Source organism: Pseudomonas sp. 1, from assembly GCF_056626735.1.
Map to the genome: position 1 here is coordinate 1 of NZ_JBWXMQ010000031.1, position 24,355 is coordinate 24,355.

Below are 24,355 nucleotides of genomic sequence, written 5' to 3' on the forward strand. Positions count from 1 at the left end.
TGATCACGTGTAACAGCGACGCATCGGCACTCTTCGATCATCTGGCCGAGCAGGTCGGGTTGACGGGTTTGATGTCTTGGCTGGCCACCGCCTCGTCATTTTTGCGGGCGGAGGCCTCACGGGCTTGTATCAGGATCGCTTGGTGTCGTGCTGATACGCGATCACCGCCATCCTGTGCAAAGGTTTGGTTGGTCGCAATCTGAAGAACGGGCAGCAGGGCAGGTGTGCCGAATTTCATCGTTAAGTCAAAATTCGACTTTATAATTCAATTTGATTATCAGATCCGGAACACCCCCAATTGTTTTCAATAAACCCATCGCGCCATCAGCCACTTTGTGGCAATCCAAAGGCATGCAGACGGTTGTAACGGGTTGATGCATTAGTTTGTTGCGTACACGATCTCGGAGGTCGTCCAGGAGGGCGAACAAATCTGGACTGATTGTACCGCTGCTGTTTAAGTTTTTGAGCATGTCGCCTACAGTCGGTTTTTTTGAGTTGTGAACCGTTTTGTGTAAGTCCCATAACTGCTTGAGAGAGGACTCGACAACAAACCAGATCATCGTGAACGATCCTCTGAAGTCATGGTTGCTGAATGCGAACTTTGCTTTGGCGATCAAAGCGAGTCGCTTAATTAGTTCCGGGTTTTCGATGGCTTGTTCAAAATGCTGCAATGCGTTTTTGATCGTAGCAGCCTTCACCTTTGTGAAACTTGACCATGTCCCAATGTCGTGGGAGGGTGTCGAATAGGTGCCTATGAATGATGTGCATCTTGCAGCCATCAAAGATAATTTGTTCGTGTGATTTTTCCGCACAGGGTTTTGTCCGATAAAGCCGACACGGCAGGTATCCTCCATCGATACCGCACAGAACGAAATTTCTCCGGAGTCAGGGCAGGCGATGGATTCAGACTCAATGTAAAGCTGCATCACATTGGCATAATCCATATGTTCGTCCCACCATTGAACGGCTTCTGCAATCTGGTCAGGGTCGCTCATGGACGGGCGGGTCTTCGCTAATTCACTAATATGAAGCAGCATCAGCCCGTCGACGCAGATGACCGCTGAAAATTTCGGTGTGCGGTGCCAAATCACCGGGTCGGGAATAATGCCATTCAGCTTGCGGCGGTCAGTCGGATCGTCGACATCCAACCAGTCCTCAACCCAGAACCCTTTTTCATCATAAAATCCGATGTAATCTTCGATATCGTCGTTGCTTGAAATGGTGTCCAAAATTTTCACTCGATATTTAACTAGCGGACGATGTCAGATGTTCATATGTCAGTCCGCAGGATAATCACGTCACGCTCACGTCGATTGGCCGAGCTCATTCACCACGGCCACGCCCCCCAGGATTATCTCTCATTGTCTGACACTTGCCGAAGATGCGGAGATGCGCCCGGCAGCCATCGGCTATGAGCGGCCACTCCGCCGTGGTCAGCGCATCCCGATCGTCGGGGTGCACGCTGGTGATCACTTGTTCGAGGCTGAGGCCCTCGCGCCCCAGGCTCGGGTCGAGGTTGAACACCTGGGCAAAGCCTTCGTCGACGGCAAAGCGATCAGTCAGCAGGTCCCAATCGAGACATTGCCTTACTTCCTGATTGCAGGTGTTGAGGGAGAACGTTCGAAGCATTTTCTTGTACGCAGTGAGGGGCGCGTACAGGGTTATAGGCGTCTCATTAAGGTGACTCGTCACGGAATCTCGCGTGGGAGCGTATCCGTAGTAAAAGAAATTGTACGCGGCTAATAAGTTTGTATAGGTTTTAATCAAGATAGGCGGAAAAATGCCATCTGACAATGAAGCGGCATTTTTTCGTGTAGAGAGGAAGACTCACTTCACAGCGTGAAGCTTTTCTTGTGTAGAGGGGAGAGGGGCGAATATTGATCCGCACTGCCTGGCGCCATTGCCTGCACGCTGAAAAAGGCCCGGATTCATCCGGGCCAGTTTTGCACGTCAGCGTGAATCCGCCTTGCTGACAACTTCGGCGGATGATCTTTTCCGGCGTCTCTGAAGCCAGCTATGGAACGCATGTACGGGATGGAGGATGGCGGTCAGTATGCCAATCAGCAGGATGGTGAAGAGGATGATCAGCGGGAGGCTTTCGTGCGAGAACATGGTGGGTTACTCCTGTAGTCACTATGTCGTAACCCGCAGAATAGACGCATCGAAGCCTGTTTTCGATGAATGAATGTTCATCCTTGAACGCTGCTGGTGTGTTACGGCGAATCTTCCGGGTGCATTGTCAGAATGATCTTCCCAACATTCCTTGAAGACTCCATTCGCCAGTGGCATACGCCAGTCGCACGGCTCGCATCCCTGGCTGCGCGGCGAGATATTGTTTCGATGCTCACGAAGCGATCGCGAGATGAACGGCGTTTTTACACAGCAAACGTAGTCCCGCGAGTATTCACAAAAAGCGAGTAGATCGAGTGACTACTTGCCATGAACAACCTGTTCCCTTCGCGCCCCCCGAAGCACAGGTTCGGGCAGCGCTCTGGCAGCGAAATATGGCCGATGGCCTTGCCCTGTGGATTGAAAACACGCACGCCGTCGAGTTTTTCCAGATCGGCCCTGGGATCACCATTGCCGCCCCAGCCGCACCACAGGTTGCCCGCTTCGTCGCACTTGATACCGTCGATTGCCGCGTAGTCCAGCCCCTCGATGTGCTTGCGGCGCTCGCCCAGTGTGCCGTCTTCGTTCACGGCAATTGCCCAGATCAAGCGATTGGGTTTGGCGCGGCCTTCGACGACATACAGGGTTTTTTCGTCGGGACTGAAGCACAGGCCATTAGGGCCGTTAAGGTCGTCGATCACCCGAGTGACCTTTCTGCTCTCACCATCGATGCGGTAAACGGCGTGGGGTTGGCTCGGGGTGATTTTGTGGCCTTCGTAATTGTTGCCGGTCTGGAATGGCGGGTCGGTGAACCAGATCGATCCGTCACTTTTGCAGACGATGTCGTTGGGCGAGTTGAAGGGCTTGCCATCAAAGCTGTCGGCCAGCACGGTGATCGTGCCGTTGTATTCGGTGCGTGTGACGCGGCGGCCTTCGCTGGTGGTGGTAGAGCCTTCGCAGACGATAAGACGCCCTTGGCGATCCCGGCACATTCCGTTGGAGAAGTTCGAGTGTTCACGGTACACGGTGAAGGTCTCGGTGATTTCATCCCAACGCATGATGCGATTATTGGGGATGTCGCTGACCAGCAAATAGCGGCCATCACCGACCCAGACCGGTCCTTCGGCCCAGCGCATGCCGGTGGCGAGTTTTTCCACACTAGCGTTGAAAATACGCAGGTCGAGGAAGCTGTCGTCGAGGATATGAATCAGTGGATCCGGGTAGCGTTGACTCAACGGTTCGGCAGCTTCAGAGAAACTGGGCAGCAAGGCGCTGCCGGTGGCGAGCGTGGCGGAAACAGCGAGGGACTTCTTCAGGAAGCTGCGGCGTGTATTGCCTTTTACCTGTTCGAGGTTGTCAGGCTTGGCGGACAGGGATGAGCCCATGTAGCGATCTCCATGGTTTTATTTTTTTTGGAGACGCAGTAATAGCCCGTGATAGGACATCGTACAAGTGATTTGTTATTCAAGTCTGGTCGGGCTTGGAGATTAAGGCCTTCGCCCGAAATCGAAGCCCAGCGTAAATACGACGAGTTGCAAAGCACCTATCACTTGCAGGCACAACTGGTCAGTTACGCCGGCGACACCGGCATCGACATCAGCCGCTACGCCGACAGCGATGCACTATCGATGCACACCGAAGGCCTGACCTCTTACGTGATGCGCCCCGATGGCAGTGGTCAGCCGCTGACGGCGGGTGATGTGAAAAAGCGCTTCGCCAGCGTTACTCGTGGCAGCGACCTGATTCTGGTCGGTACACCGCAGCAAGTCGCCTATCGCATCGAAGAGCACGCGCGAATATCCGGCACCAGTGGCTATATGCTCAACCCGCTGATCAGCCCAGGCAGTCTTGAGGACTTTGTCGAACTGGTCATTCCCGAACTGCAAAAGCGTGGGCTGTACCGGAATCAGCCACAAAGCGGCACCTTCCGTTCGCGGTTAAGGGCAAATCACTCCAATCACCTGCCTGCCTCGGTTTATGGGGCTTCGTTCCGCTTCGACAAGGCGCTTTAGGCTGACACTCAGCATCTGTTATTCCAGCGCTGCGCAGGGAACAGGTGCGCCAGCGGGTCGAGCGAGGTCGTCGCGGCTTTGGTGGCCGTGCCGGGTGTGTAGGAAAAAATTCGGGGCTTTGCGCCTTCCTGAGCCGTGTTCCTACCGAAATTTGCGATTTATCCAACAGAAAAGGGGTTGGTTTCTCAGTGAAATATTAATTAGAATCAGTCTCATTTATATCCTTCGCGCAGGGTCTCTTGAGATGATTGAAGCAGCGACGCCACCGGAGCACAGCCTACACACCTTGTACCGAGACCACCGAGGCTGGCTGGAAAACTGGCTGCGAAAGCGCATGGGCAACGCGTGGGATGCGGCGGATCTGAGTCAGGACACGTTCATGCGGGTGTTGTGCAGTTCACAACCCGTCGCCGAAATGCGCGAACCGCGCGCCTATCTGTTGACCGTCGGCAAACGCCTGCTGAGTAATTTCTATACCCGACGCAGTCTGGAAAAAGCTTATCTGGACGCGTTGGCCCACTTGCCTGAAGACTGTGTCCCGTCCCCCGAGCAGCGCTGGGTAGTGTTCGAAACCCTCCAGGCGCTCGATGAACTTCTCGACGGTTTGCCCCGGGAAGTTCGTCGCGCATTTCTGTGGAGCCAGCTCGAAGGCCTGGGCTATCGCGAAATCGCCGAACGCCTACAAGTTTCCGAACGTACGGTCAAACGCTACATGGCCCAAGCCTATGAGCATTGCCTGCTGGTGGACTGGTGATGCGCGCGGCACCCTCCAGCGAAGCCCGCGAGATTGCACGGGCGGCTGCGCAGTGGCTGACATTGCTGGAGTCCGGCGAGGCTACCCAGGACGATCAGGCGCGCCTGCAGAACTGGCGCAACAGCCATAGTAGTCATGAGCATGCCTGGCAAAAGGCGCAGATGCTGCGTCAGCGTTTTTTCGGCTTGCCGTCGGTATTGGCGATGGCCACGCTTGATCGTCCTGATCCTGCTCGCCGTGCCGCACTCAAACGGGCGCTTGGGGTGACGGCGCTGGTGCCGACTGCATGGCTGATCGGGCGTCAGCTCCCGCTGGATGTCTGGCGCGCCGACTTGCAGACCGGCACCGGCGAACACAAACGCATTCCCCTGGCCGACGGCAGTACCTTGCAACTCAATACCGCCAGTGCCGTGAACATCGACCTCGGTGCTCGCCTGCTGACCTTGGTGCGCGGCGAAATGGCGCTCAACGTACCCGGAACCGCACCACTGACCATTCAGGCGCCTTATGGCCGGATCATCGTCAGTCGCAGTGAAGTGTGCGTGCGTCTCAACGAGCGCGATTGCCGCGTGTCGGTCGTCAGCGGTGCGGTGCGCCTGCAACCGCTGCAAGGCCCTGAAATGTTACTGAACGCCGGACAGCAAGTGCGCCTGCAGGCCAATGGTGCAGGGGCCGTCGGTGCGTTCGATGCGCTGCTGCCCGGCTGGCGTGACGGGGTGCTGATGGCACAGAATCAGCCGCTCGGTGAGTTCCTGCGTGAACTCGGTCGTTATCGCCCCGGCCTTTTGCGTTGGGAACCTGCGCTTGAAAGCTTGCGGGTTACCGGCAGTTTCCGCCTCGACAACACCGACCGCATCCTGTCACTGCTGGCCGCCAGCCTGCCGCTGGACGTGCAATCGCGCACCCGATTCTGGGTCACGCTGGTTCCTCGAAAAAATATTGCCTGAAGCCTGTCCCTTTTTTTCGCCTCGCCGGTCATTCCAGGTAAGTGAACAAAAAACGAGAGCTTCTTCCAATGCCCGCAGTATTCCCGAGTCGTTTGCGTCCGTTGTTGCAGTTGAGCCTCATGCTGAGCCTGAGTGCCAGTCCATTCTTGATGCCGGTGAGCTGGGCGGACGAGGCCGCTCGTCGCAGCTATCAGGTGCCCGCCGGCAGTCTGAGCGTCGCACTGACCCGGTTTGCCGGGCTGGCCGGGGTCAACCTGTCGGTGGATCCGGCGCTGGTCAGCGGTCGCAGCAGCAACGGCCTGTCCGGCGAGTATGGTGTCGAGGAAGGCTTCGCCCGTTTGCTCGCGGGCTCCGGCCTGCAACTGCAGCCGGTCGGCGAGCAGGCATATATCCTGATGCCGGCACCGGAAGGCAGCAGCCTGCAACTCGCACCGACTTCGATTCTCGGCGCCAACGACGAAACCGGCGGCGACGTGTATGCGGGTGGCCAGGTGGCGCGCCGTGGTTCGCAAGGCCTATTGGGCTCCCGCGATTTCATGGAAACGCCGTTCAGCATGACCACCTACACGAGCGAGGCGGTCAAGAACCAGCAGGCCCGCACCCTGGGTGACCTGATTGCCAGTGATCCCTCGGTCCGCGCCACCAACCCGGCCGGCGGCCGTTACGAGCAGTTCACCATTCGCGGTTTCAGTCTGTTCAACAGCGATGTGGCGTACAACGGTCTGTACGGGGTCTTGCCGACTTACACGATCGACATGGAAATGGCTGACCGCGTCGACATCCTCAAAGGCCCGACCCAGCTCATCAACGGCATTTCGCCACGGGGCAGCGTCGGCGGCGGCATCAACGTGGTGCCCAAGCGCGCAACCGACAAGCCGATCACTTCGCTGACCGCCAATTACGCGTCCAACAACCAAATTGGCGGCGCCGTGGATGTCGGGCGGCGCTTTGGCGAAGACAATCAGTTCGGCCTCCGATTCAATGGGGTCAAGCAGTCCGGTGACACCGAGTGGGATCATCAGAGCGTCGACCGTGACATGGCCGTGCTGGGGCTGGATTTTCGCGGTGAACGCCTGCGTCTTTCCACCGACGTCGGCCGTACTGAACGTGATACCGACGCCCCGCAGGAGCGCGTGCAGGTCGGTGTTAATGCCCGCGTCCCGAGTGCCAGTGAAGTCAGACACAACTATGCGCAGCCTTGGAGTAAGGCCCGTACCAAGGATACGTTCGGAACGGTGAATGCCGAGTTCGACGTCAATGATTCCACCCTGTTGTACGGCGGAGTCGGTGTACGCAAAAGCAATCATGATTTCCTTCGGCACGCGGTAGCGGTCACCAACGACAAAGGCGACTTCAGCGTCCAGCCTCGGGATTTCACCCGTGACGAAAACGTCCGTACCGCTACGGCCGGGGTGCGCAACTGGTTCCATACCGGGCCGGTGAGCCATGAAATCAATCTCGCCGCCAGCTACTTCTACATGGACTTCGAGAACGGTGGTGCGCGCTATGCGGCCTCCCCGAGCAATCTCTACAACCCCGTTGAAACGCCAACTCCGGTGCGTCCGACGCGACAGGATCCGAAGGTCTATACCGAAAACCGTTTCAGTGGTGTAGCGCTCGCCGACACGATGGGCTTTTTCGATGATCGCTTGCTGCTGACGCTGGGCGCCCGCTGGCAAAGGGTGAAGGTCGATGACTGGAGCGACGATGTCAAAGGCGACACCGCCTACGATGAAGAAAAAGTCTCGCCATCCGGCGGCATCCTGTTCAAGGCCACCGACAAACTGTCGCTGTACGCCAACTACATGGAAGGCCTGAGCCAAGGCAAGATCGCACCGTCAACATCGGTGAACGAAGACGAAATCTTCCCGCCGTTTATCAGCCGACAGGTCGAGGTTGGCGCAAAGTATGACGCCGGTTCGTTCGGCCTGACCGCCGCAGTCTTCCGGATCAAGCAACCGGCCTACGAGACCAATGCGGTGACTCGGGTCTTCGGCCCCAACGGCAAACGCCAGAACGATGGCGTGGAACTGACGGTGTTCGGCGAACCCCTCCAGGGTTTTCGTCTGCTCGGCGGTGTCATGTACATCGACAGTGAGTTGACCCACACCACCAACGGCACCTTCGATGGCAACCGTGCACCGGCGACCCCGAAATTCAACGTCAATCTCGGCGCGGAATGGGACGTGCCCAACGTCCAGGGCCTTACCCTGACCGGGCGTGGCATCTACTCGAGCTCGCAATACCTGGATCAGTCCAACGACAAGCAGATCGATGCCTGGGAGCGCTTCGACGTGGGTGCGCGCTACGCGTTCAAGGTCGACGAAAAGAACATCACCCTGCGAGCCAACATCGAAAACGTCGCGGACAAACGCTACTGGAGCTCCGCCGGTGCGTCCGATGACAGCGAGCCAGGGCTGACGCTTTCGACACCACGAACCTATCTGCTTTCGGCAACCGTCGACTTCTGAAACGAGGAACTTGGCCCATGGAAGGGCAGCGCAGGAATGTTCTGAAGGTATTTCACGAAGCAAGGAACTCTATGCACAACACTATTCAGTAGTTATCCCGATACTGTGCAATGAATTACTGCTAATAAAGATAATAAAAAGTTGAGCGTTGCATGATAAAAGTATGGCCATATCATGGCGCATCAGTTGATTTTGTTCGGGTTTAACGACTTGCAATTTGTTGTGCGCGCAGGTTTTTAATTAAAAATGGCGTTATGTAAATATTCCAAAAAAATGCCAACTTCCTGTTGCATGAATTAGTTGATGGGAATAGTTTTCATATCGAAATTGACCGAGGGTGATCCGATGTTGAATGATGGCGCATTGCACATTAGTCCTCTGCAAAAGACCAATGCCGACTATTTGGTGCGACAGGGAAAGTTTGAATCGAATGTTCGAAGTTATCCGCGCAAGTTGCCACTGGCCATTGCCAAGGCACACGGTGTCTGGGTAACGGATGTCGAAGGCAAGACCTATCTGGATTGCCTGGCCGGTGCCGGGACGCTAGCGCTCGGGCACAATCACCCGGCCATCATGGACAGTATCGGCAGCTTTCTGGCTTCCGGCCTGCCGATGCACACCCTAGACCTGACGACCGAGGTCAAGGACGCTTTCAGTGAAACCCTGCTGAGCCTGTTGCCGGGGCAGGGCGAGGGTTACTGCCTGCAATTCTGCGGTCCTTCGGGGGCGGATGCAGTAGAAGCCGCGCTGAAACTGGCCAAGACGTTCACCGGTCGCCACAACATCATCAGTTTTTCCGGTGCCTACCACGGCATGACTCACGGCGCGCTGGCCCTGACCGGCAACCTCGGGCCGAAGAACGCCGTCGCCGGCCTGATGCCTGGCGTGCAATTCATGCCGTATCCCCATGAGTACCGCTGCCCGTTCGGGTTGGGCGGTGAGGCTGGCACCGAGGCGCTGACCCATTACTTCACCCAGTTCATCGAGGATGTCGAGAGCGGGGTCACCTTGCCGGCAGCCGTGATCGTCGAGGCGGTACAGGGCGAGGGCGGGGTCAACTGTGCGCCGGACAGCTGGCTGCGCGCGATCCGTGACGTCACGCGCAAGCACGGGATCCTGCTGATTCTTGACGAAGTGCAGGCCGGTTTCGGTCGCACCGGCAAGATGTTTGCCTTCGAACATGCGCAAATCGAGCCGGACATCATTGTCATGTCCAAGGCGGTAGGTGGTGGTCTGCCGATGGCGGTGCTGGGCATCAAGCGCGAATTCGACGCTTGGGAACCGGGCAATCACGCCGGCACCTTCCGTGGCAACCAGATGGCCATGGCCGCCGGGCTTGCAACGCTGCAGACGCTCAAGCATCAACAGCTTCCGGCCCAGGCCGAACGACGTGGTCAATGGCTCAAGGATCAGCTGAACGGTTTGCGCCAACGGTATCCGGCCCTGGGTCAGGTGCGCGGTCGGGGCCTGATGCTCGGCATTGAGATCGTCGACGAACGCCAGCCGGCAGATCGTCTCGGGCATTTTCCTATGGACCCGGTACTTTCCGTCGCCATCCAGCAGCAATGCTTCAAACAGGGACTGCTTCTGGAGAGGGGCGGGCGCCGGGGTAATGTCATTCGTTTATTGCCTCCGCTGATTATTGATGACCAACAATGCCAGCAAGTGATTCAGCGATTTGAAACGGCACTTGAAGCTGCACTGCTTGAAGTTCGTGCGTAATCGTTTGTTTAAAAGGTGTTTGAGCCTGGCGAACGTTATTTAGAGAACGATCAGGGTGAATGGTCGAACCGCCGCTTAAAGAAAGCACTTCAGTGATGAGCGCTTTTTCAGAAACTTTCGGTAATCGATTGTTTATTTAATTCTCACCGGGATGACTTTTTTAAAGTTGCTGTAGTGCGCTCCGTAAGTTGGCGCAAGCGCTTGTTCTTTGTCCCGGCAAACGTAACCAGTGACCTCACGGGCTGCTGTGGAGTACCTATGAATCAAGCAGATCGCAATGTTGTATCAAGAATGGTCAGTGAGTTGGCGAGTACCCGCGCCTTGCTCAATTGTTTGATCAAGGAGTTCGCCTTGCCGGAAAACTGCCTCGATTATCGCTGGCCCAGTGATATGCAAGGCATCGCGCCTGGCTGTTATCTGGAAGGCCTGCAGTGGAAGGGCATTCCGCTGACGATCAGCCTGCCCAATGAGCAACAGTTCTTTGTCATGGTCGATCGTCGTGACCGTCTAGGCAGCCATCGTTATCTATCGGACGTCTATGCCCGTCAGGGTCAGGGGGATTGGCGTTGCCTGGGTTTCGCCGAGTTTGCCGCAGAGTTGCTGGGTGCCTGCGAGCACATGACCCGTGCCAGCAATGAAGAACTGCTCGACCAGGTATTGCAGAGCCAGGGTCTGACAGCCGCGATCGTGGCGCACAACATGGACAATCAGCGCCCGGCACCGCTCAGCAGCTACCTGGCCAGCGAGCAGGGTTTATGGTTCGGTCATCCCAATCATCCGGCACCCAAGGCCCGCTTGTGGCCGGCGCATCTTTCGCAGCAGACCTACGCCCCCGAGTTTCAGGCGCAAACCGCGTTGCATCTGTTCGAAGTCCCTCGGCAAGGACTGCGCGTTACCGCCAACGGCCTCGATGAAAGCCAGGTCATGGCCGGATTTGCCGATCAGCAGCGGGCCAGGCCCGGTCACGCGATGATTTGCATGCACCCGGTGCAGGCGCAGTTGTTCATTCAGGACCGACGCGTGCAGCAACTGCTCGAACTGGGCGACATCGTCGATCACGGTGCCACCGGCCCGATCGCCAGTCCCACGGCGTCGATGCGCACCTGGTACATCGAAGGTCATGGCTATTTCATCAAGGGTTCGCTGCATGTGCGCATTACCAACTGCGTGCGCAAGAACGCCTGGTACGAGCTGGAAAGCACGCTGATCATCGATCAGCTGTTCCAGCGTCTTCTGCAAACCCAGCCGGATACGCTGGGTGGCTTGTCGGTGATTGCCGAGCCCGGTTCGATGAGCTGGGCGCCGCCCCAGGCCAGTGAGGCGGACGCCCATTGGTTCCGTGAACAGACCGGCGCGATCCTGCGGGAAAACTTTTGCCTGCGTTCCCGTGCCGATCGCAGCGTGATGGCCGGCACTCTGTTTGCCCACGACATCCATTCTCGCCCCCTGGTGCACGGCTTCCTGCAAGCGGCATTTGGCCAGGAACCTGACGACGAACAACTGGTGGAATGGTTCGACCGCTACCAGGCCCTGTTGCTGCGCCCGGTGCTGGCGTTGTTCTTCAACCACGGCGTGGTGATGGAACCGCACCTGCAGAACACCGTGCTGGTCCACGATTCAGGTCAGCCGCAACAGCTGCTGCTGCGTGATTTCGAGGGGGTGAAACTCACCGAGGAGCTGGGCATCCGGCAGATCGATGTCGGGCTGCACCCTCGGGTGCGCCAGTCGCTTCAGTACAGTCGAGCGCAGGGCTGGAGCCGGATTTCCTACTGCCTGATGATCAACAACCTCTCCGAAGCCGTGCTCGCTCTGAGCTGGGAACGCCCGCACCTGGCCCCTGTGATGTGGCAGCGGGTGGAGCGCCAACTGCGCGTCATACGCGATGAACTGACGCGTCCCGCGCCGGAGCTCGATGCGCTGATCGCCGGACAGCCGATTGCCTGCAAGACCAACCTGAAAGTGCGCCTGAGCGCCCAGGCGGATCGCGCTGCCGGCTACGTCAGGCTCGTCTCACCCTGGAGCGAGGAGGCCCGTTATGGCTGATCTGACGGTTCCCGTTCTGGAAGCGATCGATCGTGTTCGGGCCGCGAATCTGGATCCGCTGGCGGCATTCATCTACGACCTCGACGCGTTGCAGGCCCACGTGCGCGAGGTGATGGACGCACTGCCGCCGAAGGTCGAGCTGTATTACGCGATCAAGGCCAACAGCGAAGCGCCCTTGCTTGAGGTTCTGGCGCCGCTGGTCAGTGGTTTCGAAATTTCCTCGGGAGGCGAGATCGAGCGGGTGATGACTTGCCCGATCCGCAAACCCTATGTGTTTTCCGGCCCCGGCAAGCTCGATTCCGATTTGCGTGCCGCGCTGGCCCATCAAGTCGAAGCCATTCACGTTGAAAGCCTGAACGAGATCGAGCGCCTGCAACGGCTGGCCAATGAAGCGGGGCGGGTACAGCCGGTGTTTATCCGGATCAATCCTCAGCTCCCGGCACAGCAGTCGAGCAAACTGGCCATGGCCGGTACGGCGACGCCCTTCGGCATCGATGAATCGGAGCTCGGCGAAGCAGTGCAACGGGTCGATCGCGCCACGCATTTGTGCCTCAAGGGCTTTCATGTGCATGCCATGTCGCACCAGATGTCGGTGGAGCGACACGAGCAACTGCTCGATTTCTATTTGCAGCGCTGGGACGAATGGAAAACCCTGGCCGCCTACCCGGAGCAACTGACCCACCTGAATGTCGGCGGCGGGATCGGCGTCGATTATCTGGGCGGACAGCGGTTCGACTGGCAGCGACTGTGCCGTTATCTGGAACGCCGCCTGGACGATCAGCCCGATGCGCCGATCCTGCGCTTCGAGCCGGGGCGGTACATCAGTGCGTTCTGTGGTTACTACGTGATCGAGGTGCTGGACACCAAGACCAGCCATGGCGAGCACTTCATCGTGTGCCGTGGCGGCACCCATCAGTTCCGCCTGCCGGCCGCGCAAAGCCATGACCACCCACTGATTCACCTGCCGCAGACTCCCCCGACCGCCGAATCGACCGAGCGCAACTGGACCGTGGTCGGGCAGCTGTGTACGCCCAAGGATGTCCTGAGCCGGCAGCAGCCGCTCACCGGTGTCGAAGTCGGGGACTTGCTGGTACTGCCCATGGCGGGGGCCTACGGCTACAACATTTCCCACGCCGACTTCCTCTGCCATCCACGGCCGCCACAACATTTCGTGCATCGGGGCGCATTGCTCGAAGGAGTCGGCCTGTGGCAGTGAGTTTCAATCCCGCACGGCGCTGGGTGGTGCTGAATGTGCTTCTGGGCACGCTCACGGTCAGCCTCAACAACAGCTCTCTGAATCCGGCATTGCCGGCCTTCATGACGGCGTTCGAGATCGGGCCGCTGCTGGCAACCTGGATTGTTGCGGGGTTCATGACCAGCATGGGCGTGACCATGCCGCTGACCAGTTTTCTCAGCCAGCGCCTGGGCCGCAAGCGCCTGTATCTGTGGGGCGTGGCGCTTTTCATCGGCGGTTCGCTGATGGGCGCGCTGGCGGATTCGATTGCCATGGTCATCGCAGCGAGAGTGGTGCAGGGCATCGCCAGCGGGCTGATGATTCCGTTGTCGCTGGCGATCATTTTCTCGGTGTATGCCAAGGATGAACGAGGCCGGGTGACGGGGCTGTGGGGAGCGGCGGTGATGCTCGCACCTGCGGTCGGGCCTCTGTGCGGCAGCTTGCTGCTGGATTGGTTCAGCTGGCGGTCGCTGTTTCTGATGAATGTGCCGATCGGCCTGATTGCGCTGCTGATGGGGCTCGGCGTTCTGCCGGACTCCGAGCCGACGGAGCGCAAACCCTTCGACCTGACAGGCTACGTGTTGATCGCTTCGGGCATTGGTTTGTTGATGGTCGCCATCAGCCGGATGCATCACGCCGATACACTGCTCGAACCGGCCAACGTCGGCATGTTGCTGGCAGCGGTGGTCTCTCTGGTGGCATTCGTCCGGGTCGAGCTACGCCGCGAGGAGCCGCTGCTCAACCTGCGAATCTTCGCCTTGCGCGGTTACCGGTTGAGCGTGGTCATTGCCGTTGTGCAGTCGGTGGGCATGTTCGAGTGCCTGGTGTTGCTGCCCCTGCTGGTGCAGACCGTGCTGGGGTACAGCGCAGTCTGGACCGGCCTGTCGCTGTTGTGCACGGCGGTGTTCGCCAGCCTGTTCGGGCGCATCGGCGGCAGTGCACTGGATCGCCACGGGCCACGGCGGGTGGTCGCGATCGGCCTGTTGCTGACGGGCCTGTCGACCCTGGCGCTGGGCTTGCTCAAGAGCGACGCAGGTATCGGTCTGGTGTTCGGCTTGATGATGGTTCGCGGCGCCGGCCTGGGACTGTCTTACATGCCGGTCACCACCGCCGGGCTCAATGCCTTGCCTGAGCCGATGGTCACCCAGGGCGCGGCGATGAACAACATTTCCCGGCGGCTGGTTTCGTCACTGGCGATTGTCATTGCATCGCTGTGGCTGGAGTTCCGCCTTGCTGCCGCCGGTACCGAGGCACAACTGGCGGCAACACCTTCGGCGATCAGCGAAGTGTTCTTTGCCACCGGCCTGCTGATCCTGCTGGCACTGCCTTGTGCCTGGCGTTTCCCTCTTTCCGACGAGGCGGCCGAGCCTGTACCGGCCGCGCTCGAACATCGTTAACGCATCTTTGGAAGGTATGACCATGACGACGACTTTTTCGACATTCTCTCAACCGTCTTCGACGCCGGGTGCCTGGCTGACGGGCGTCGACGCAGGCATTTATCAGAAGGTGCAGCAGCGGGTCGTTGGCCAGCTGTTGCAGACGTTGCTCTATGAAGCTCTGCTGACTTACCGCAGCCAGACCACGGACAACGGCCAACAAGTATTCGTGGTGATGGGACGCGATGAGCAGCAGAAGCTGGTGGAGTACCGCTGCAAAGGCCTGCTCAGCGACAGTTTTCAATTGATTCGCCTTGATCCACAAACGCTGGAACGCGTGGACAGCCACGGCGAACGCAGCCTGCCGGATCTGCACCAAGCCCTGGCCGAACTGCTGGAGGACTATCAGGACAGCCCGCACCTGGCGCGCTTCATTCAGGAACTGGAACAGACCGAACTCAAGGACCTGCAGTCGCGCAGCCAGGGCTACTCGGCCGACTGCGCACCCCATGAGCTGGACGTCGACGCGCTGGAACAGCACTTCATGGACGCCCACAGTTATCACCCTTGCTACAAGTCGCGCATCGGCTTTTCGCTGGATGACAACCGGGCCTACGGGCCGGAATTCGCGACACCGATCAACGTGGTCTGGCTGGCGATCGCGCGCAATCGGGCGTCGGTCAATCATTCCCGGCACATGGATTTTGCGGCGTTCATCAAGCAGGAAGTGGGCGCACAGCGCTGGCAGCAGATCGTCGATCAATTGGCTGGCCGGGGCCGGTCCATCGAGGACTATGCCGTCCTGCCGGTTCACCCGTGGCAGTGGGAGAACGTGATTGTTCCGGCGTTCTACAAGGAGCTGGCCAGTGGCGAGCTGATCTGGCTCGGGACCTCGGATGACCAGTACAAGGCGCAGCAGTCGATTCGCACGCTAGCCAATGCATCGGCCAGGGAGCGGCCGTACGTCAAACTGGCGATGAGCATGACCAACACCTCCAGCACGCGGATCCTGGCGCGGCACACGGTGATGAACGGGCCGATCATCACCGACTGGCTGCAGCAACTGATTGCCAGCGACAGCACCGCCCGTGCGCTGGACTTCGTCATCCTCGGCGAAGTGGCCGGCGTCAGTTTCGATTACAGCCATCTGCCGCAGTCGCGCAGTGCGCAAACCTACGGCACCCTCGGTGCGATCTGGCGCGAAAGCCTGCATTCGTACCTCAAGGCCGACGAACAGGCCGTGCCGTTCAACGGCCTCAGCCACGTCGAAAACCGCTACGGCGATGCACCGCAGCAGCCTTTTATCGAAGCGTGGATCCGCGAGTACGGCCTTGAAGCCTGGACCCGACAACTGCTGAAAGTTACGGTGCCGCCGATCATCCACATGCTTTACGCCGAAGGCATTGGCATGGAATCCCACGGTCAGAACATCGTGCTGATCGTGAAACAGGGCTGGCCGCAGCGGATCGCCCTGAAGGACTTCCACGATGGCGTGCGTTACTCGCCTGCGCAGCTGGCGCGCCCGGAACTGTGCCCTGAACTGGTGCCGCTGCCAGCCAGTCACGCAAAGCTCAATCGCAACTCGTTCATCCTGACCGACGACGTCAACGCGGTGCGGGATTTCTCCTGCGATTGTTTCTTCTTCATCTGCCTGGCGGAGATGGCGATTTTCCTGCGTCAGCACTATCAGCTCGAAGAAGCGCAGTTCTGGCGCATGACCGCTGAAGTGATCCTCGATTACCAGCAGGCCCATCCGCAGCACCGCGACCGGTTCGGCCTGTTCGACGTGTTCGCGCCACATTACGAAGTGGAGGAGTTGACCAAGCGTCGCCTGCTTGGCGATGGCGAGCGGCGTTTCAAGTCGGTGCCCAATCCATTGCACGTCCACAGGCCGCAAGCATGCTGAGAGTCAATCAACTGAAACGCAAACTGGCGACCGGGGAGGCGGTGTACGGTCTGATCAGCTCGATTCCGGCGCCAGCCGCCATCGAGTTGATCGCCGAGACCGGTTTCGACTTCGTGATCATCGACATGGAGCATGTGCTGATCAACCCGGAAACCGTCGAGAACATGATTCGCACCGCCGAATCCTACGGCATCACGCCGCTGGTGCGGGTGGCGGACCTGAATCCGAAAACCCTGTTGCGGCTGCTTGACGGTGGTGCCCAAGGCATCGTACTGCCGATGATCGAATCCGCCGGGCAAGTGGCGGCGGCCATCGCCGCGTGCAAGTACCACCCGCAGGGCGTTCGCAGCCTCAATGCCGGACGGCCCGGATCGTTCGGCAAACACAGCCTGGCGCAGTACGTGACCGAAGCGAACGAACAGATCATGGTGGTGGCGATGATCGAAAGCGCAGAGGGCGTGCGTTGCGCCGCAGAGATCGCGGCGGTGCCCGGCCTGGACATGATTCTGGAAGGCGCGGCGGACCTGTCGCAGTCCTTCGGCATGCCCTGGCAGATCGATCAACCGCCCGTGCAGCAAGCCCTGCTCGACACCTGGCAGGCCACCCGCACGGCTGGCATCGCGTATTGCGCCATCCCTCGCCAGAGCGGTGACTTGAGTCGCTGGCGTGAGCGCGGGGTCAACGCCTTTGTCCTTGGCGACGAACGCGGCATTGCGTTTCGCGCCCTTCAGGCCCGACTGGCCACTCTTTCTCAAGAAGGAAACTGATTCGATGAAATTCACTACTCAGGCCGCCGACATCGTGATGCAGGACTTGATTGACTGCCTGCTGGCCGAAGACTTTTTTGACCGCGAGCCATTGTCGATTCTTTCTGCCGGGCAATGGCGCCAGGCTCATCCGCAGGCACCGGTCCTTGATGGCGAACATATCTGGGAATGGTGCTGTGACGCGCAGGAACGGCGTTTCATCAGCATCGCGCTGCGGCCCGGCATTACCCAGCAGTGGGAGAAAGTCCCGGGCACTGCCGTGCTGGCCCGGCAGGAAGAACACTGGGTGCGTCTTTCCCCGGTGGAGTTCATGAAACACGTGTTCACGGGCATGGGGCCACGCTTTGCCGATAACGAGAAAGGCCTGACGCTGTTTCTCGAAGTGCTGCACATCAGCATTTGGCAGACCGCGCTGTCGCAGGAACATCAGGTTGACGACACGCACCTGATGGCACGGGACGGGGCGACATTCTTCCGGATCATGGAGCAGTGGGCGTCGCTGCGCGATCGTCCGTACCACCCGCTGGCCAAGGCCAAGCAGGGGTTGCTGCAAAGCGAATACCTGCAATACCAGGCCGAATTCGCCGAGCCGGTGGCGTTGAACTGGGTCGCGGTGCGCAAGGACATGTTGCAGGGCGGAGAAGGGGTGACGGACCTGGAAACCATCTATCCGGCGCGCTATCTGCTGCCGGCGGACTTGCAGAAAAGCCTGGCGGCCGAACTGGCGTCGCGCGGGATCGACGAAACGCATATCGCGCTGCCGGTCCATCCGTGGCAATTCGAGCACGTGCTGCAAGGACAACTGGGGGCCGAGTTCGACCGTGGCGTGTGCCAACGCCTGGATTTCCAGGAAGCTTCAGTATTCGCCACCTCGTCGCTGCGCTCGATGACGCCCTGCTTCGACAGCGCCGACTATCTCAAGCTGCCGATGGCGATCTACTCGCTGGGCGCTTCGCGTTATCTGCCGGCGGTGAAGATGATCAACGGCGGGCTCAGCGAAAAACTGTTGCAGCAGGTGCGAACCCTCGACCCGGTGCTGGCGCAAACCCTGCACTTGTGCGACGAAAGCAAGTGGTGGGCCTTTATGCCACCGCAGGTGACGCTGTTCGACGAGGCGCCACGGCACCTGTCGGCGATGGTGCGCAGTTACCCGCAGGCGCTGCTCGACGATCCCGATTGCCGCTTGCTGCCAATGGCTGCGCTCGGCACACCGCTGCCCGGTAGCCAGCGCCACTTCTTCGATGAATGGATGAGCTATCGCCAACTGCCCGTCGAGGCCAGTTCGGTGCTGACCCTGTTCGGCGAATTGTGCGAGCGCTTCTTCGACGTCAACCTGCGCATGTTCCGCCTGGGTATGCTGGGGGAGGTGCACGGGCAGAACGCGGTGCTGGTCTGGAAGGCCGGTCAGGCTCAGGGCCTGCTGCTGCGCGATCACGATTCGCTCCGCATTTTCGTGCCATGGCTGGAGCGCAACGGCATGGCCGACCCGCAGTACCGGATCAAGAAAGGCCATGCCAATACCCTCTATCACAATTGCCCGGAAGACCTGTTGTTCTGGCTGCAGACCCTGGCCGTGCAGGTCAATGTGCGAGCCATCATCGACACGTTGTCCTCGGTATACAGCGTGCCGGTCACGGCCTTCTGGACAACCTTGCGCACGGTGCTGGAGACCCTGATCCGCCAAATCGACTTTGACGACGCGGCCCGCGCCATGCTTCAGCGTCAACTGTTCGACGCGCCACGCTGGCCGCAGAAATTGCTGCTGACACCGATGATCGAACGTGCCGGCGGGCCGGGGAGCATGCCGTTCGGCAAGGGTGAAGTGGTCAACCCGTTCCAGCGAGTGGCACATGGCGGTTGATCCTCAAGGGCTGATCGGCAGGCGCAGCGTGTTGCGCCTGTCGCTCGGCATGCTGGCGCTGCCGCGTATTGCGCTGGCGGAACCGTTGCGACTGGTGACGCTTTTTCAAGGGGCCACCGACAGTGCCGTCGCGCTGGGAGTGACGCCGTGCGGCGTTGTCGATTCATGGAGCGAAAAGCCCATGTATCGCTATCTGCGTCCGGCCGTGCAGGGAGTGCCTCACGTCGGGCTGGAAACCCAGCCCAGCCTGGAAGACATCGCCTTGCTGCGACCGGATGTGATTGTCGGCTCGCGCTTTCGCCATCAACGCATCGCCCCTCTGCTGGAGCAGATGGGCACAGTGGTGATGCTCAACGAAGTGTTCGAGTTCAAACAGACGCTGGCCTTGATGGGGGCGGCGTTGCATCGTCAGGCGCAGGCCACGCAAGTGCTGGCACTGTGGGAGCAACGGGTGGCTGTCTTGCGTGAACAGTTGCAGGCCCGGTTCGCCGGGCGCTGGCCGTTGACGGTTTCGGTGCTGGATATTCGTGAAGATCACATCCGCAGCTATTTGCCAGCGAGTTTTGCCGGCTCCGTGCTGACTGAGCTGGGTTTTGCCTGGACGCCTGCGGCCCGGGAAGCCCGCGGGGTGTCGCTGAAAATCACCAGCAAGGAAAGTCTTGCGGCCGTTGATGCCGATCTGTTTTTTATCTTCCAGCGCAGCGAGAGTCAGGGCGTACAGCGCAATTATCAGAACCTGGTGCAGCATCCGCTTTGGCGGCAATTGCGTGCGCCTCGCGATGGCATGATCTGGCGTGTCGACAATGTGGCCTGGAGCCTGTCCGGCGGCATTCTCGGGGCCAACCTGATGCTTGACGAGATTGCGCGAGTGACTGCCATGGAGGCCGTTTCATGAGAGAAGGCGTGAAGCTTCTGGGCTTGTTGCTGGGGTTGTTGTCGAGCGTGATGTTGAGCCTGGCGACGGGGGCGAGCTGGATCGCACCGGCGCAGGTTCTTGATGCCCTGATCCATCCGGATGCGTTGGGGCTGTCCCACGAATGGGTGGTGACTACGCGGTTGTCGCGGACGCTGATGGCGCTCGCGGTCGGTTCCAGCCTGGCGGTGGCCGGCGCCTTGATGCAGGCACTGACCCGCAATCCGCTGGCATCACCCGGACTGTTCGGGATCAACGCAGGCGCGACGTTCGCGATCATTCTCGGCACGTCGGTGTTTGCCTTGAGCGCTCCGCAGCAATGGCTCTGGTGTGCATTCCTGGGGGCAGCGGTGGCCGGAAGCCTGGTGTGGATCATCGGCAATCGGGGGCAGGGCAGCCTCAATCCGTTGCGCATCGTACTGGCGGGGGCGGCCATGACGGCGCTGTTTTCGGCGTTCAGCCAAGCGTTGCTGGTGGTCAATCAGGAAGGCCTGGATACGGTGTTGTTCTGGCTCGCAGGTTCGCTGTCCGAACGCGACCTGGGATTGGCGGCGCCTTTGTTGGTGGTCGTGCTGGTGGCGTTGGCCGCTGCATGGTTGATGGCCGGGCAGGTGAATGTGCTCAACGCAGGGGAGGCGATCGCGACGGGGCTCGGGCAGCGGACGGGGTTGATCCGGTTAACGCTCGGCGTGCTGATCATCTGCCTGGCGGGCAGTGCGATAGCGCTGGCCGGCAGCATCGGTTTCATCGGCTTGCTGGTGCCGCACATGGTGCGCAGGGGTTTGTCGGTCGACCATCGCTGGCTGCTGCCGGGCTGCGCGTTGACCGGTGCGATGTTGTTACTGCTGGCCGACACGCTGGCGCGGGTGGTGATCCTTCCGCAGGAAGTGCCTGTCGGCGTCATGACTGCGTTGTTCGGTGCGCCGTTCTTCATTGCGCTGGCGCGGCGAGGAGGGCGCTATGAATGACTCGCTGATATTGCGGCGCGCAGGGTTCTCGCGGCGCATTGACCTTTCTACCCTCTGGCGTCTGCTCGCCGCGCTGGTGTTCACGGCGATGGTCATGCTGGGCGTGCTTTCGCTTGGCAAGGTCAACCTGTCGCCGCTGACCGTGGTGCAGTTGCTCTGGCAGGGCGGGGATGAGCGCCTGCTGTTCATCATCGAGCAGCTTCGGCTGCCGCGGTTGTTGCTGGCGGCGCTGGTGGGCGCGGCATTGGCGGTGTCGGGACTGATTCTGCAAAGCATCATCCGTAACCCGCTGGCGTCCCCGGATCTGTTGGGCATCACCAGTGGTGCCAGTGCGGCGGCGGTGTTGTACCTGTCGTTCTTCTCGGTGCTGCTGGGCCCGCAATACCTGCCGCTGGCGGCCATGGGCGGCGCCGGACTGGCGGCGTTGAGCATTTATCTGTTGGCCTGGAAACGCGGCGCGTCGCCACTGCGGCTGGTGTTGATCGGGGTCGGCGTGTCGGCGCTGCTGACCGCGCTGACAACGTTCATGCTGGTGTTCAGTCCGTTGACCACCACGCTTTCTGCTTATGTCTGGCTGACCGGCAGCGTGTATGGCGCGAGTTGGCCTGAGCCTCGAGCCCTGGCGGGATGGCTGCTGGCGATCATGCCGATTCTGGTACTTCTGGCGCGTCAGGTGCGGTTTCAGCAACTGGATGAAGCACTGGCCCAAGGTATCGGCGTTCGGGTGCAGTGGCTGCGCGCCGGGTTGTTGATGGTCAGCGTGGCGCTGGCCGGCGCTGCGGTGGCGTGGGGCGGGGCGATTGCGTTTGTCGGCCTGATTGCGCCGCATATTGCCAAGCGCCTGGTGGCCCCGGGATTTGCCGGGCAAGCGGTCATGGCGGCCCTGGTCGGTGCGAATCTGGTGGTGTTGGCCGACCTGATCGGGCGCAGTCTGTTTCTGCCACTGGATTTGCCCGCCGGGATTTTCGTCGCCGTGCTGGGTACACCGTTCTTTCTTTATCTTTTGATCAACCAGCGGCATTAAGGAATGACTGATGGCTTCGATGGCGACCCATCAACTGACCCTGGGCTATCAGCGCCAGGTGATTATCGATGCACTGGATCTGCAACTGCCGGCGGGCAAAGTCTCGGTGCTGATCGGCAGCAACGGTTGTGGCAAAAGCACCTTGCTCAAATCCCTGGCGCGCCTGCTCAAGCCGCGACAGGGTTCGGTCATTCTCAACGGAGTCGACATCCAGCAACGCTCGACGGCGGCCGTGGCGCGGGAACTGGCCATCCTGCCGCAGATGCCCAGCGCGCCGGAAGGCATCACTGTACGGCAACTGGTGGCGCTGGGGCGTTATCCGTATCAGAGCTGGATGCAGCAATGGTCGGTGCAGGATGAGGCCATGGTTGAACGGGCGATGCAGCAGACGGGGGTGCAGGATCTGGCGCAACGGCCTGTCGATGCGCTGTCCGGTGGTCAGCGTCAGCGCGTCTGGATTGCCATGACCCTCGCGCAGGATACCGAGATCGTGTTGCTCGATGAACCGACCACTTTTCTCGATCTGGCCCACCAGATCGAGGTGCTGGATCTGCTGCGCGACCTCAATCGTCAGGAGAACAAGACCATCGTGATGGTTCTGCATGATCTGAACCTGGCGTGTCGCTACGCCGATCATATGGTCGCGGTGCATCAACGCACGGCATTCGCCCAGGGCCGTCCGGCGGACATTCTGACCGAGGGACTGGTCAAGCAGGTCTTCGATCTCAACTGCCGAATCATCGCCGATCCGTTCTTCGGCACACCGCTGTGCATCCCGTTCGGACGGGAGTTGCCGCAATGAACCTGAGTTCGGCATTCGCACCGCACGACTGGGCGGTATTGAGTGGTCCGCTACGTCTCAAGCCCATGGCCGAGCACGACCGGCAACGCTCGGTTCGCGCCACGGCATTGCTGGATGAAGACGCGTGCGTGCAATTGCTCGACCGGCTGAGTCCCGTGATCGGCTCTCCGACCCGAGCCATCACCGCATCGCTATTGGCCAAGCGGTTCTCTTTTCTGGCCACGGGCGCTTGTCTGTACGCCATGTCGGTTTGTGATCAGGGACTGATGTTGTCCCTTGAGGACTGCGTGATCGAATACGGTCATGACGAAGGGCTCTGGACGTCCTCTATGCCCATGCCCGAGCGAGCACCCACCCGGTACGATGCCGGAGAACGAGAAGCCTGGCGGGCGGAAGTCGTGACAGCGTTGTTCGCGGGCGTGTTGGCTCCGTTATGGCAGATGTTCAATCGGGTCAGCGGGATTTCGCGACGCATTCTGTGGGAAAACACCGCCGTGCGCGTTTATTCGCTGTACGAAAAGCGCATGAGCAAGGTGCAGGACCCGCAGATTCGCCAGCGCCAGGAAGCGGATTTCCATTGGCTGCTCAATGAAGCCCCCCCGGAACTCTTCGGCCTGGATTACAACCCGCTGACGCACTTCCGCCGCCCGCCCACGCCCATGGAGGAGGGGGGCAGTGTCCGTTTTCGCCGTACCTGTTGCTTCTACTATCGAGCCTGCGACCCCGTCGAATATTGCTCGACATGCCCCCTCATCCGGCCAAAACCTTCACGTCCGAGGAAATGTTCATGATCGTTCCCCGTCAACAACAGGCCAGCCCGGAACTGCTTGAACAGTATCGGCAGATCGCGCCATCAACCCTGGGCCATTTTGGCGATCAGGGGTATTTGCGCGGCATCAAACCGTTGTTCTGCAATGTGCGCATGCTGGGCAATGTCGTCACCGTTAAGGTCTTTCCACCCGATGGCAGCATCTTGCGCGACGCGCTGTTGCTCAGTCAGCCGGGCGATGTGTTGGTGATCGAATGTGCAGGCGACGAGGAGTGCGCCTGCTGGGGCGAGCTGCGAACACTGGCCGGGCTGATCAAAGGGCTGGCAGGTGTCGTGGTCGGCGGCGCGGTGACCGATGTGGCGGCCTTGCGCGAACACCGGTTGCCTGTTTTCAGCTTTGGGGTTAGTGCTTACACCACCCGTGGAATCGGTCTGCGAGGTGAGGTCAATGGCACCGTGGAAGTCGCCGGGGTGCGGATCAATCCAGGGGACATTGCGCTGGGCGATGATGACGGCGTGTTCATTCTTGATGTGGCTCGTGCTGAATCCCTGTTGCCAGAGCTCATGGCCAAGGAAGCGCTGGATCGTGAGCGCAGGGCGGCTTTTCTGGACAAGCTGCCATCGATTCAAGACAACCAGTACGCGTGAGGTCTGCAATAATGGCGAGCATTTCGGCG

Annotated in this window: 21 protein-coding genes and 1 pseudogene; 17 read left to right on the plus strand and 5 right to left on the minus strand. The window is 59.9% G+C overall.

The features are described 5' to 3' along the window. Positions 1–37: 37 nt before the first annotated feature. The 5 genes from AC1MDC_RS28035 to AC1MDC_RS28055 form a co-directional block, all read right to left on the minus strand. Positions 38–238, minus strand: coding sequence for a hypothetical protein (locus AC1MDC_RS28035; RefSeq protein WP_085702979.1), 201 nt, complete (start codon positions 236–238; stop codon positions 38–40). 7 nt (positions 239–245) lie between these two features. After that, positions 246–1,229 (minus strand): hypothetical protein, encoded by a 984-nt coding sequence (locus tag AC1MDC_RS28040; protein ID WP_480394154.1) that lies wholly within the window; start codon positions 1,227–1,229, stop codon positions 246–248. Between the two features lie 94 nt (positions 1,230–1,323). Next, a complete protein-coding gene (locus AC1MDC_RS28045) occupies positions 1,324–1,629 on the minus strand; it encodes a hypothetical protein (RefSeq protein ID WP_139834838.1) in 306 nt (101 codons plus the stop codon). Between the two features lie 321 nt (positions 1,630–1,950). Beyond that, the gene (locus AC1MDC_RS28050; RefSeq protein WP_176247733.1) at positions 1,951–2,112 is read right to left on the minus strand and encodes a hypothetical protein; all 162 of its coding nucleotides are present in this window, start codon (positions 2,110–2,112) and stop codon (positions 1,951–1,953) included. A gap of 263 nt (positions 2,113–2,375) precedes the next feature. Beyond that, entirely contained in the window at positions 2,376–3,494 is a 1,119-nt protein-coding gene (locus AC1MDC_RS28055) for an SMP-30/gluconolactonase/LRE family protein (protein ID WP_480394155.1), read from the minus strand. A gap of 117 nt (positions 3,495–3,611) precedes the next feature. Here AC1MDC_RS28055 and AC1MDC_RS28060 point away from each other — a divergent pair. The 17 genes and pseudogenes from AC1MDC_RS28060 to AC1MDC_RS28140 form a co-directional block, all read left to right on the plus strand. After that, a pseudogene (locus tag AC1MDC_RS28060) lies at positions 3,612–4,121 on the plus strand (LLM class flavin-dependent oxidoreductase); the annotation flags it as partial. A gap of 244 nt (positions 4,122–4,365) precedes the next feature. Further along, on the plus strand, positions 4,366–4,875 hold the full coding sequence (locus AC1MDC_RS28065; RefSeq protein ID WP_085702975.1) for a sigma-70 family RNA polymerase sigma factor: 510 nt from the start codon (positions 4,366–4,368) through the stop codon (positions 4,873–4,875). Continuing rightward, a complete protein-coding gene (locus AC1MDC_RS28070; RefSeq protein ID WP_139834837.1) occupies positions 4,872–5,822 on the plus strand; it encodes a FecR domain-containing protein in 951 nt (316 codons plus the stop codon). The genes AC1MDC_RS28065 and AC1MDC_RS28070 overlap by 4 nt, the downstream gene beginning before the upstream one ends. Positions 5,823–5,890: 68 nt before the next feature. After that, the gene (locus tag AC1MDC_RS28075) at positions 5,891–8,293 is read left to right on the plus strand and encodes a TonB-dependent receptor (RefSeq protein WP_085702973.1); all 2,403 of its coding nucleotides are present in this window, start codon (positions 5,891–5,893) and stop codon (positions 8,291–8,293) included. Between the two features lie 345 nt (positions 8,294–8,638). Further along, positions 8,639–10,015, plus strand: coding sequence for a diaminobutyrate--2-oxoglutarate transaminase (locus AC1MDC_RS28080; protein ID WP_085702972.1), 1,377 nt, complete (start codon positions 8,639–8,641; stop codon positions 10,013–10,015). Between the two features lie 258 nt (positions 10,016–10,273). Then, positions 10,274–12,058, plus strand: coding sequence for an IucA/IucC family protein (locus AC1MDC_RS28085; protein WP_085702971.1), 1,785 nt, complete (start codon positions 10,274–10,276; stop codon positions 12,056–12,058). Continuing rightward, positions 12,051–13,274 carry a type III PLP-dependent enzyme gene (locus tag AC1MDC_RS28090; protein WP_085702970.1) on the plus strand — a complete coding sequence of 408 codons (1,224 nt, stop codon included), beginning with the start codon at positions 12,051–12,053 and terminating at the stop codon, positions 13,272–13,274. Before AC1MDC_RS28085 ends, AC1MDC_RS28090 begins: the two co-directional genes overlap by 8 nt. Then, positions 13,271–14,689: a DHA2 family efflux MFS transporter permease subunit gene (locus AC1MDC_RS28095; RefSeq protein WP_085703084.1), complete on the plus strand. Its 1,419-nt coding sequence runs from the start codon at positions 13,271–13,273 to the stop codon at positions 14,687–14,689. The genes AC1MDC_RS28090 and AC1MDC_RS28095 overlap by 4 nt, the downstream gene beginning before the upstream one ends. A 22-nt stretch (positions 14,690–14,711) precedes the next feature. After that, positions 14,712–16,574 carry an IucA/IucC family protein gene (locus AC1MDC_RS28100; RefSeq protein ID WP_085702969.1) on the plus strand — a complete coding sequence of 621 codons (1,863 nt, stop codon included), beginning with the start codon at positions 14,712–14,714 and terminating at the stop codon, positions 16,572–16,574. After that, on the plus strand, positions 16,568–17,341 hold the full coding sequence (locus AC1MDC_RS28105; protein WP_085702968.1) for an HpcH/HpaI aldolase family protein: 774 nt from the start codon (positions 16,568–16,570) through the stop codon (positions 17,339–17,341). The genes AC1MDC_RS28100 and AC1MDC_RS28105 overlap by 7 nt, the downstream gene beginning before the upstream one ends. A gap of 4 nt (positions 17,342–17,345) precedes the next feature. Further along, positions 17,346–19,202, plus strand: a complete 1,857-nt coding sequence (locus AC1MDC_RS28110; protein ID WP_085702967.1) for an IucA/IucC family protein — start codon at positions 17,346–17,348, stop codon at positions 19,200–19,202. Beyond that, complete coding sequence (locus tag AC1MDC_RS28115) at positions 19,192–20,097, plus strand: ABC transporter substrate-binding protein (protein WP_480394156.1); 906 nt, start codon at positions 19,192–19,194, stop codon at positions 20,095–20,097. Before AC1MDC_RS28110 ends, AC1MDC_RS28115 begins: the two co-directional genes overlap by 11 nt. Continuing rightward, positions 20,094–21,083, plus strand: coding sequence for a FecCD family ABC transporter permease (locus AC1MDC_RS28120; RefSeq protein ID WP_085702965.1), 990 nt, complete (start codon positions 20,094–20,096; stop codon positions 21,081–21,083). The genes AC1MDC_RS28115 and AC1MDC_RS28120 overlap by 4 nt, the downstream gene beginning before the upstream one ends. Then, entirely contained in the window at positions 21,076–22,107 is a 1,032-nt protein-coding gene (locus AC1MDC_RS28125) for a FecCD family ABC transporter permease (protein WP_085702964.1), read from the plus strand. Before AC1MDC_RS28120 ends, AC1MDC_RS28125 begins: the two co-directional genes overlap by 8 nt. A gap of 10 nt (positions 22,108–22,117) precedes the next feature. Then, entirely contained in the window at positions 22,118–22,909 is a 792-nt protein-coding gene (locus tag AC1MDC_RS28130) for an ABC transporter ATP-binding protein (protein ID WP_085702963.1), read from the plus strand. Then, complete coding sequence (locus AC1MDC_RS28135) at positions 22,906–23,700, plus strand: IucA/IucC family C-terminal-domain containing protein (protein WP_480394157.1); 795 nt, start codon at positions 22,906–22,908, stop codon at positions 23,698–23,700. The genes AC1MDC_RS28130 and AC1MDC_RS28135 overlap by 4 nt, the downstream gene beginning before the upstream one ends. Beyond that, positions 23,697–24,326, plus strand: coding sequence for an RraA family protein (locus tag AC1MDC_RS28140; RefSeq protein ID WP_085702961.1), 630 nt, complete (start codon positions 23,697–23,699; stop codon positions 24,324–24,326). Before AC1MDC_RS28135 ends, AC1MDC_RS28140 begins: the two co-directional genes overlap by 4 nt. Positions 24,327–24,355: the final 29 nt, after the last annotated feature.

Bases quoted from the DNA above. Each gene is read 5' to 3' on its own strand.
- AC1MDC_RS28035 (WP_085702979.1), bottom strand. From the start codon at position 238: ATGAAATTCGGCACACCTGCCCTGCTGCCCGTTCTTCAGATTGCGACC.
- AC1MDC_RS28045 (WP_139834838.1), bottom strand. From the start codon at position 1,629: ATGCTTCGAACGTTCTCCCTCAACACCTGCAATCAGGAAGTAAGGCAA.
- AC1MDC_RS28050 (WP_176247733.1), bottom strand. From the start codon at position 2,112: ATGTTCTCGCACGAAAGCCTCCCGCTGATCATCCTCTTCACCATCCTG.
- AC1MDC_RS28055 (WP_480394155.1), bottom strand. From the start codon at position 3,494: ATGGGCTCATCCCTGTCCGCCAAGCCTGACAACCTCGAACAGGTAAAA.
- AC1MDC_RS28065 (WP_085702975.1), top strand. From the start codon at position 4,366: ATGATTGAAGCAGCGACGCCACCGGAGCACAGCCTACACACCTTGTAC.
- AC1MDC_RS28075 (WP_085702973.1), top strand. From the start codon at position 5,891: ATGCCCGCAGTATTCCCGAGTCGTTTGCGTCCGTTGTTGCAGTTGAGC.
- AC1MDC_RS28080 (WP_085702972.1), top strand. From the start codon at position 8,639: ATGTTGAATGATGGCGCATTGCACATTAGTCCTCTGCAAAAGACCAAT.
- AC1MDC_RS28085 (WP_085702971.1), top strand. From the start codon at position 10,274: ATGAATCAAGCAGATCGCAATGTTGTATCAAGAATGGTCAGTGAGTTG.
- AC1MDC_RS28090 (WP_085702970.1), top strand. From the start codon at position 12,051: ATGGCTGATCTGACGGTTCCCGTTCTGGAAGCGATCGATCGTGTTCGG.
- AC1MDC_RS28100 (WP_085702969.1), top strand. From the start codon at position 14,712: ATGACGACGACTTTTTCGACATTCTCTCAACCGTCTTCGACGCCGGGT.
- AC1MDC_RS28105 (WP_085702968.1), top strand. From the start codon at position 16,568: ATGCTGAGAGTCAATCAACTGAAACGCAAACTGGCGACCGGGGAGGCG.
- AC1MDC_RS28110 (WP_085702967.1), top strand. From the start codon at position 17,346: ATGAAATTCACTACTCAGGCCGCCGACATCGTGATGCAGGACTTGATT.
- AC1MDC_RS28115 (WP_480394156.1), top strand. From the start codon at position 19,192: ATGGCGGTTGATCCTCAAGGGCTGATCGGCAGGCGCAGCGTGTTGCGC.
- AC1MDC_RS28120 (WP_085702965.1), top strand. From the start codon at position 20,094: ATGAGAGAAGGCGTGAAGCTTCTGGGCTTGTTGCTGGGGTTGTTGTCG.
- AC1MDC_RS28125 (WP_085702964.1), top strand. From the start codon at position 21,076: ATGAATGACTCGCTGATATTGCGGCGCGCAGGGTTCTCGCGGCGCATT.
- AC1MDC_RS28130 (WP_085702963.1), top strand. From the start codon at position 22,118: ATGGCTTCGATGGCGACCCATCAACTGACCCTGGGCTATCAGCGCCAG.
- AC1MDC_RS28135 (WP_480394157.1), top strand. From the start codon at position 22,906: ATGAACCTGAGTTCGGCATTCGCACCGCACGACTGGGCGGTATTGAGT.
- AC1MDC_RS28140 (WP_085702961.1), top strand. From the start codon at position 23,697: ATGATCGTTCCCCGTCAACAACAGGCCAGCCCGGAACTGCTTGAACAG.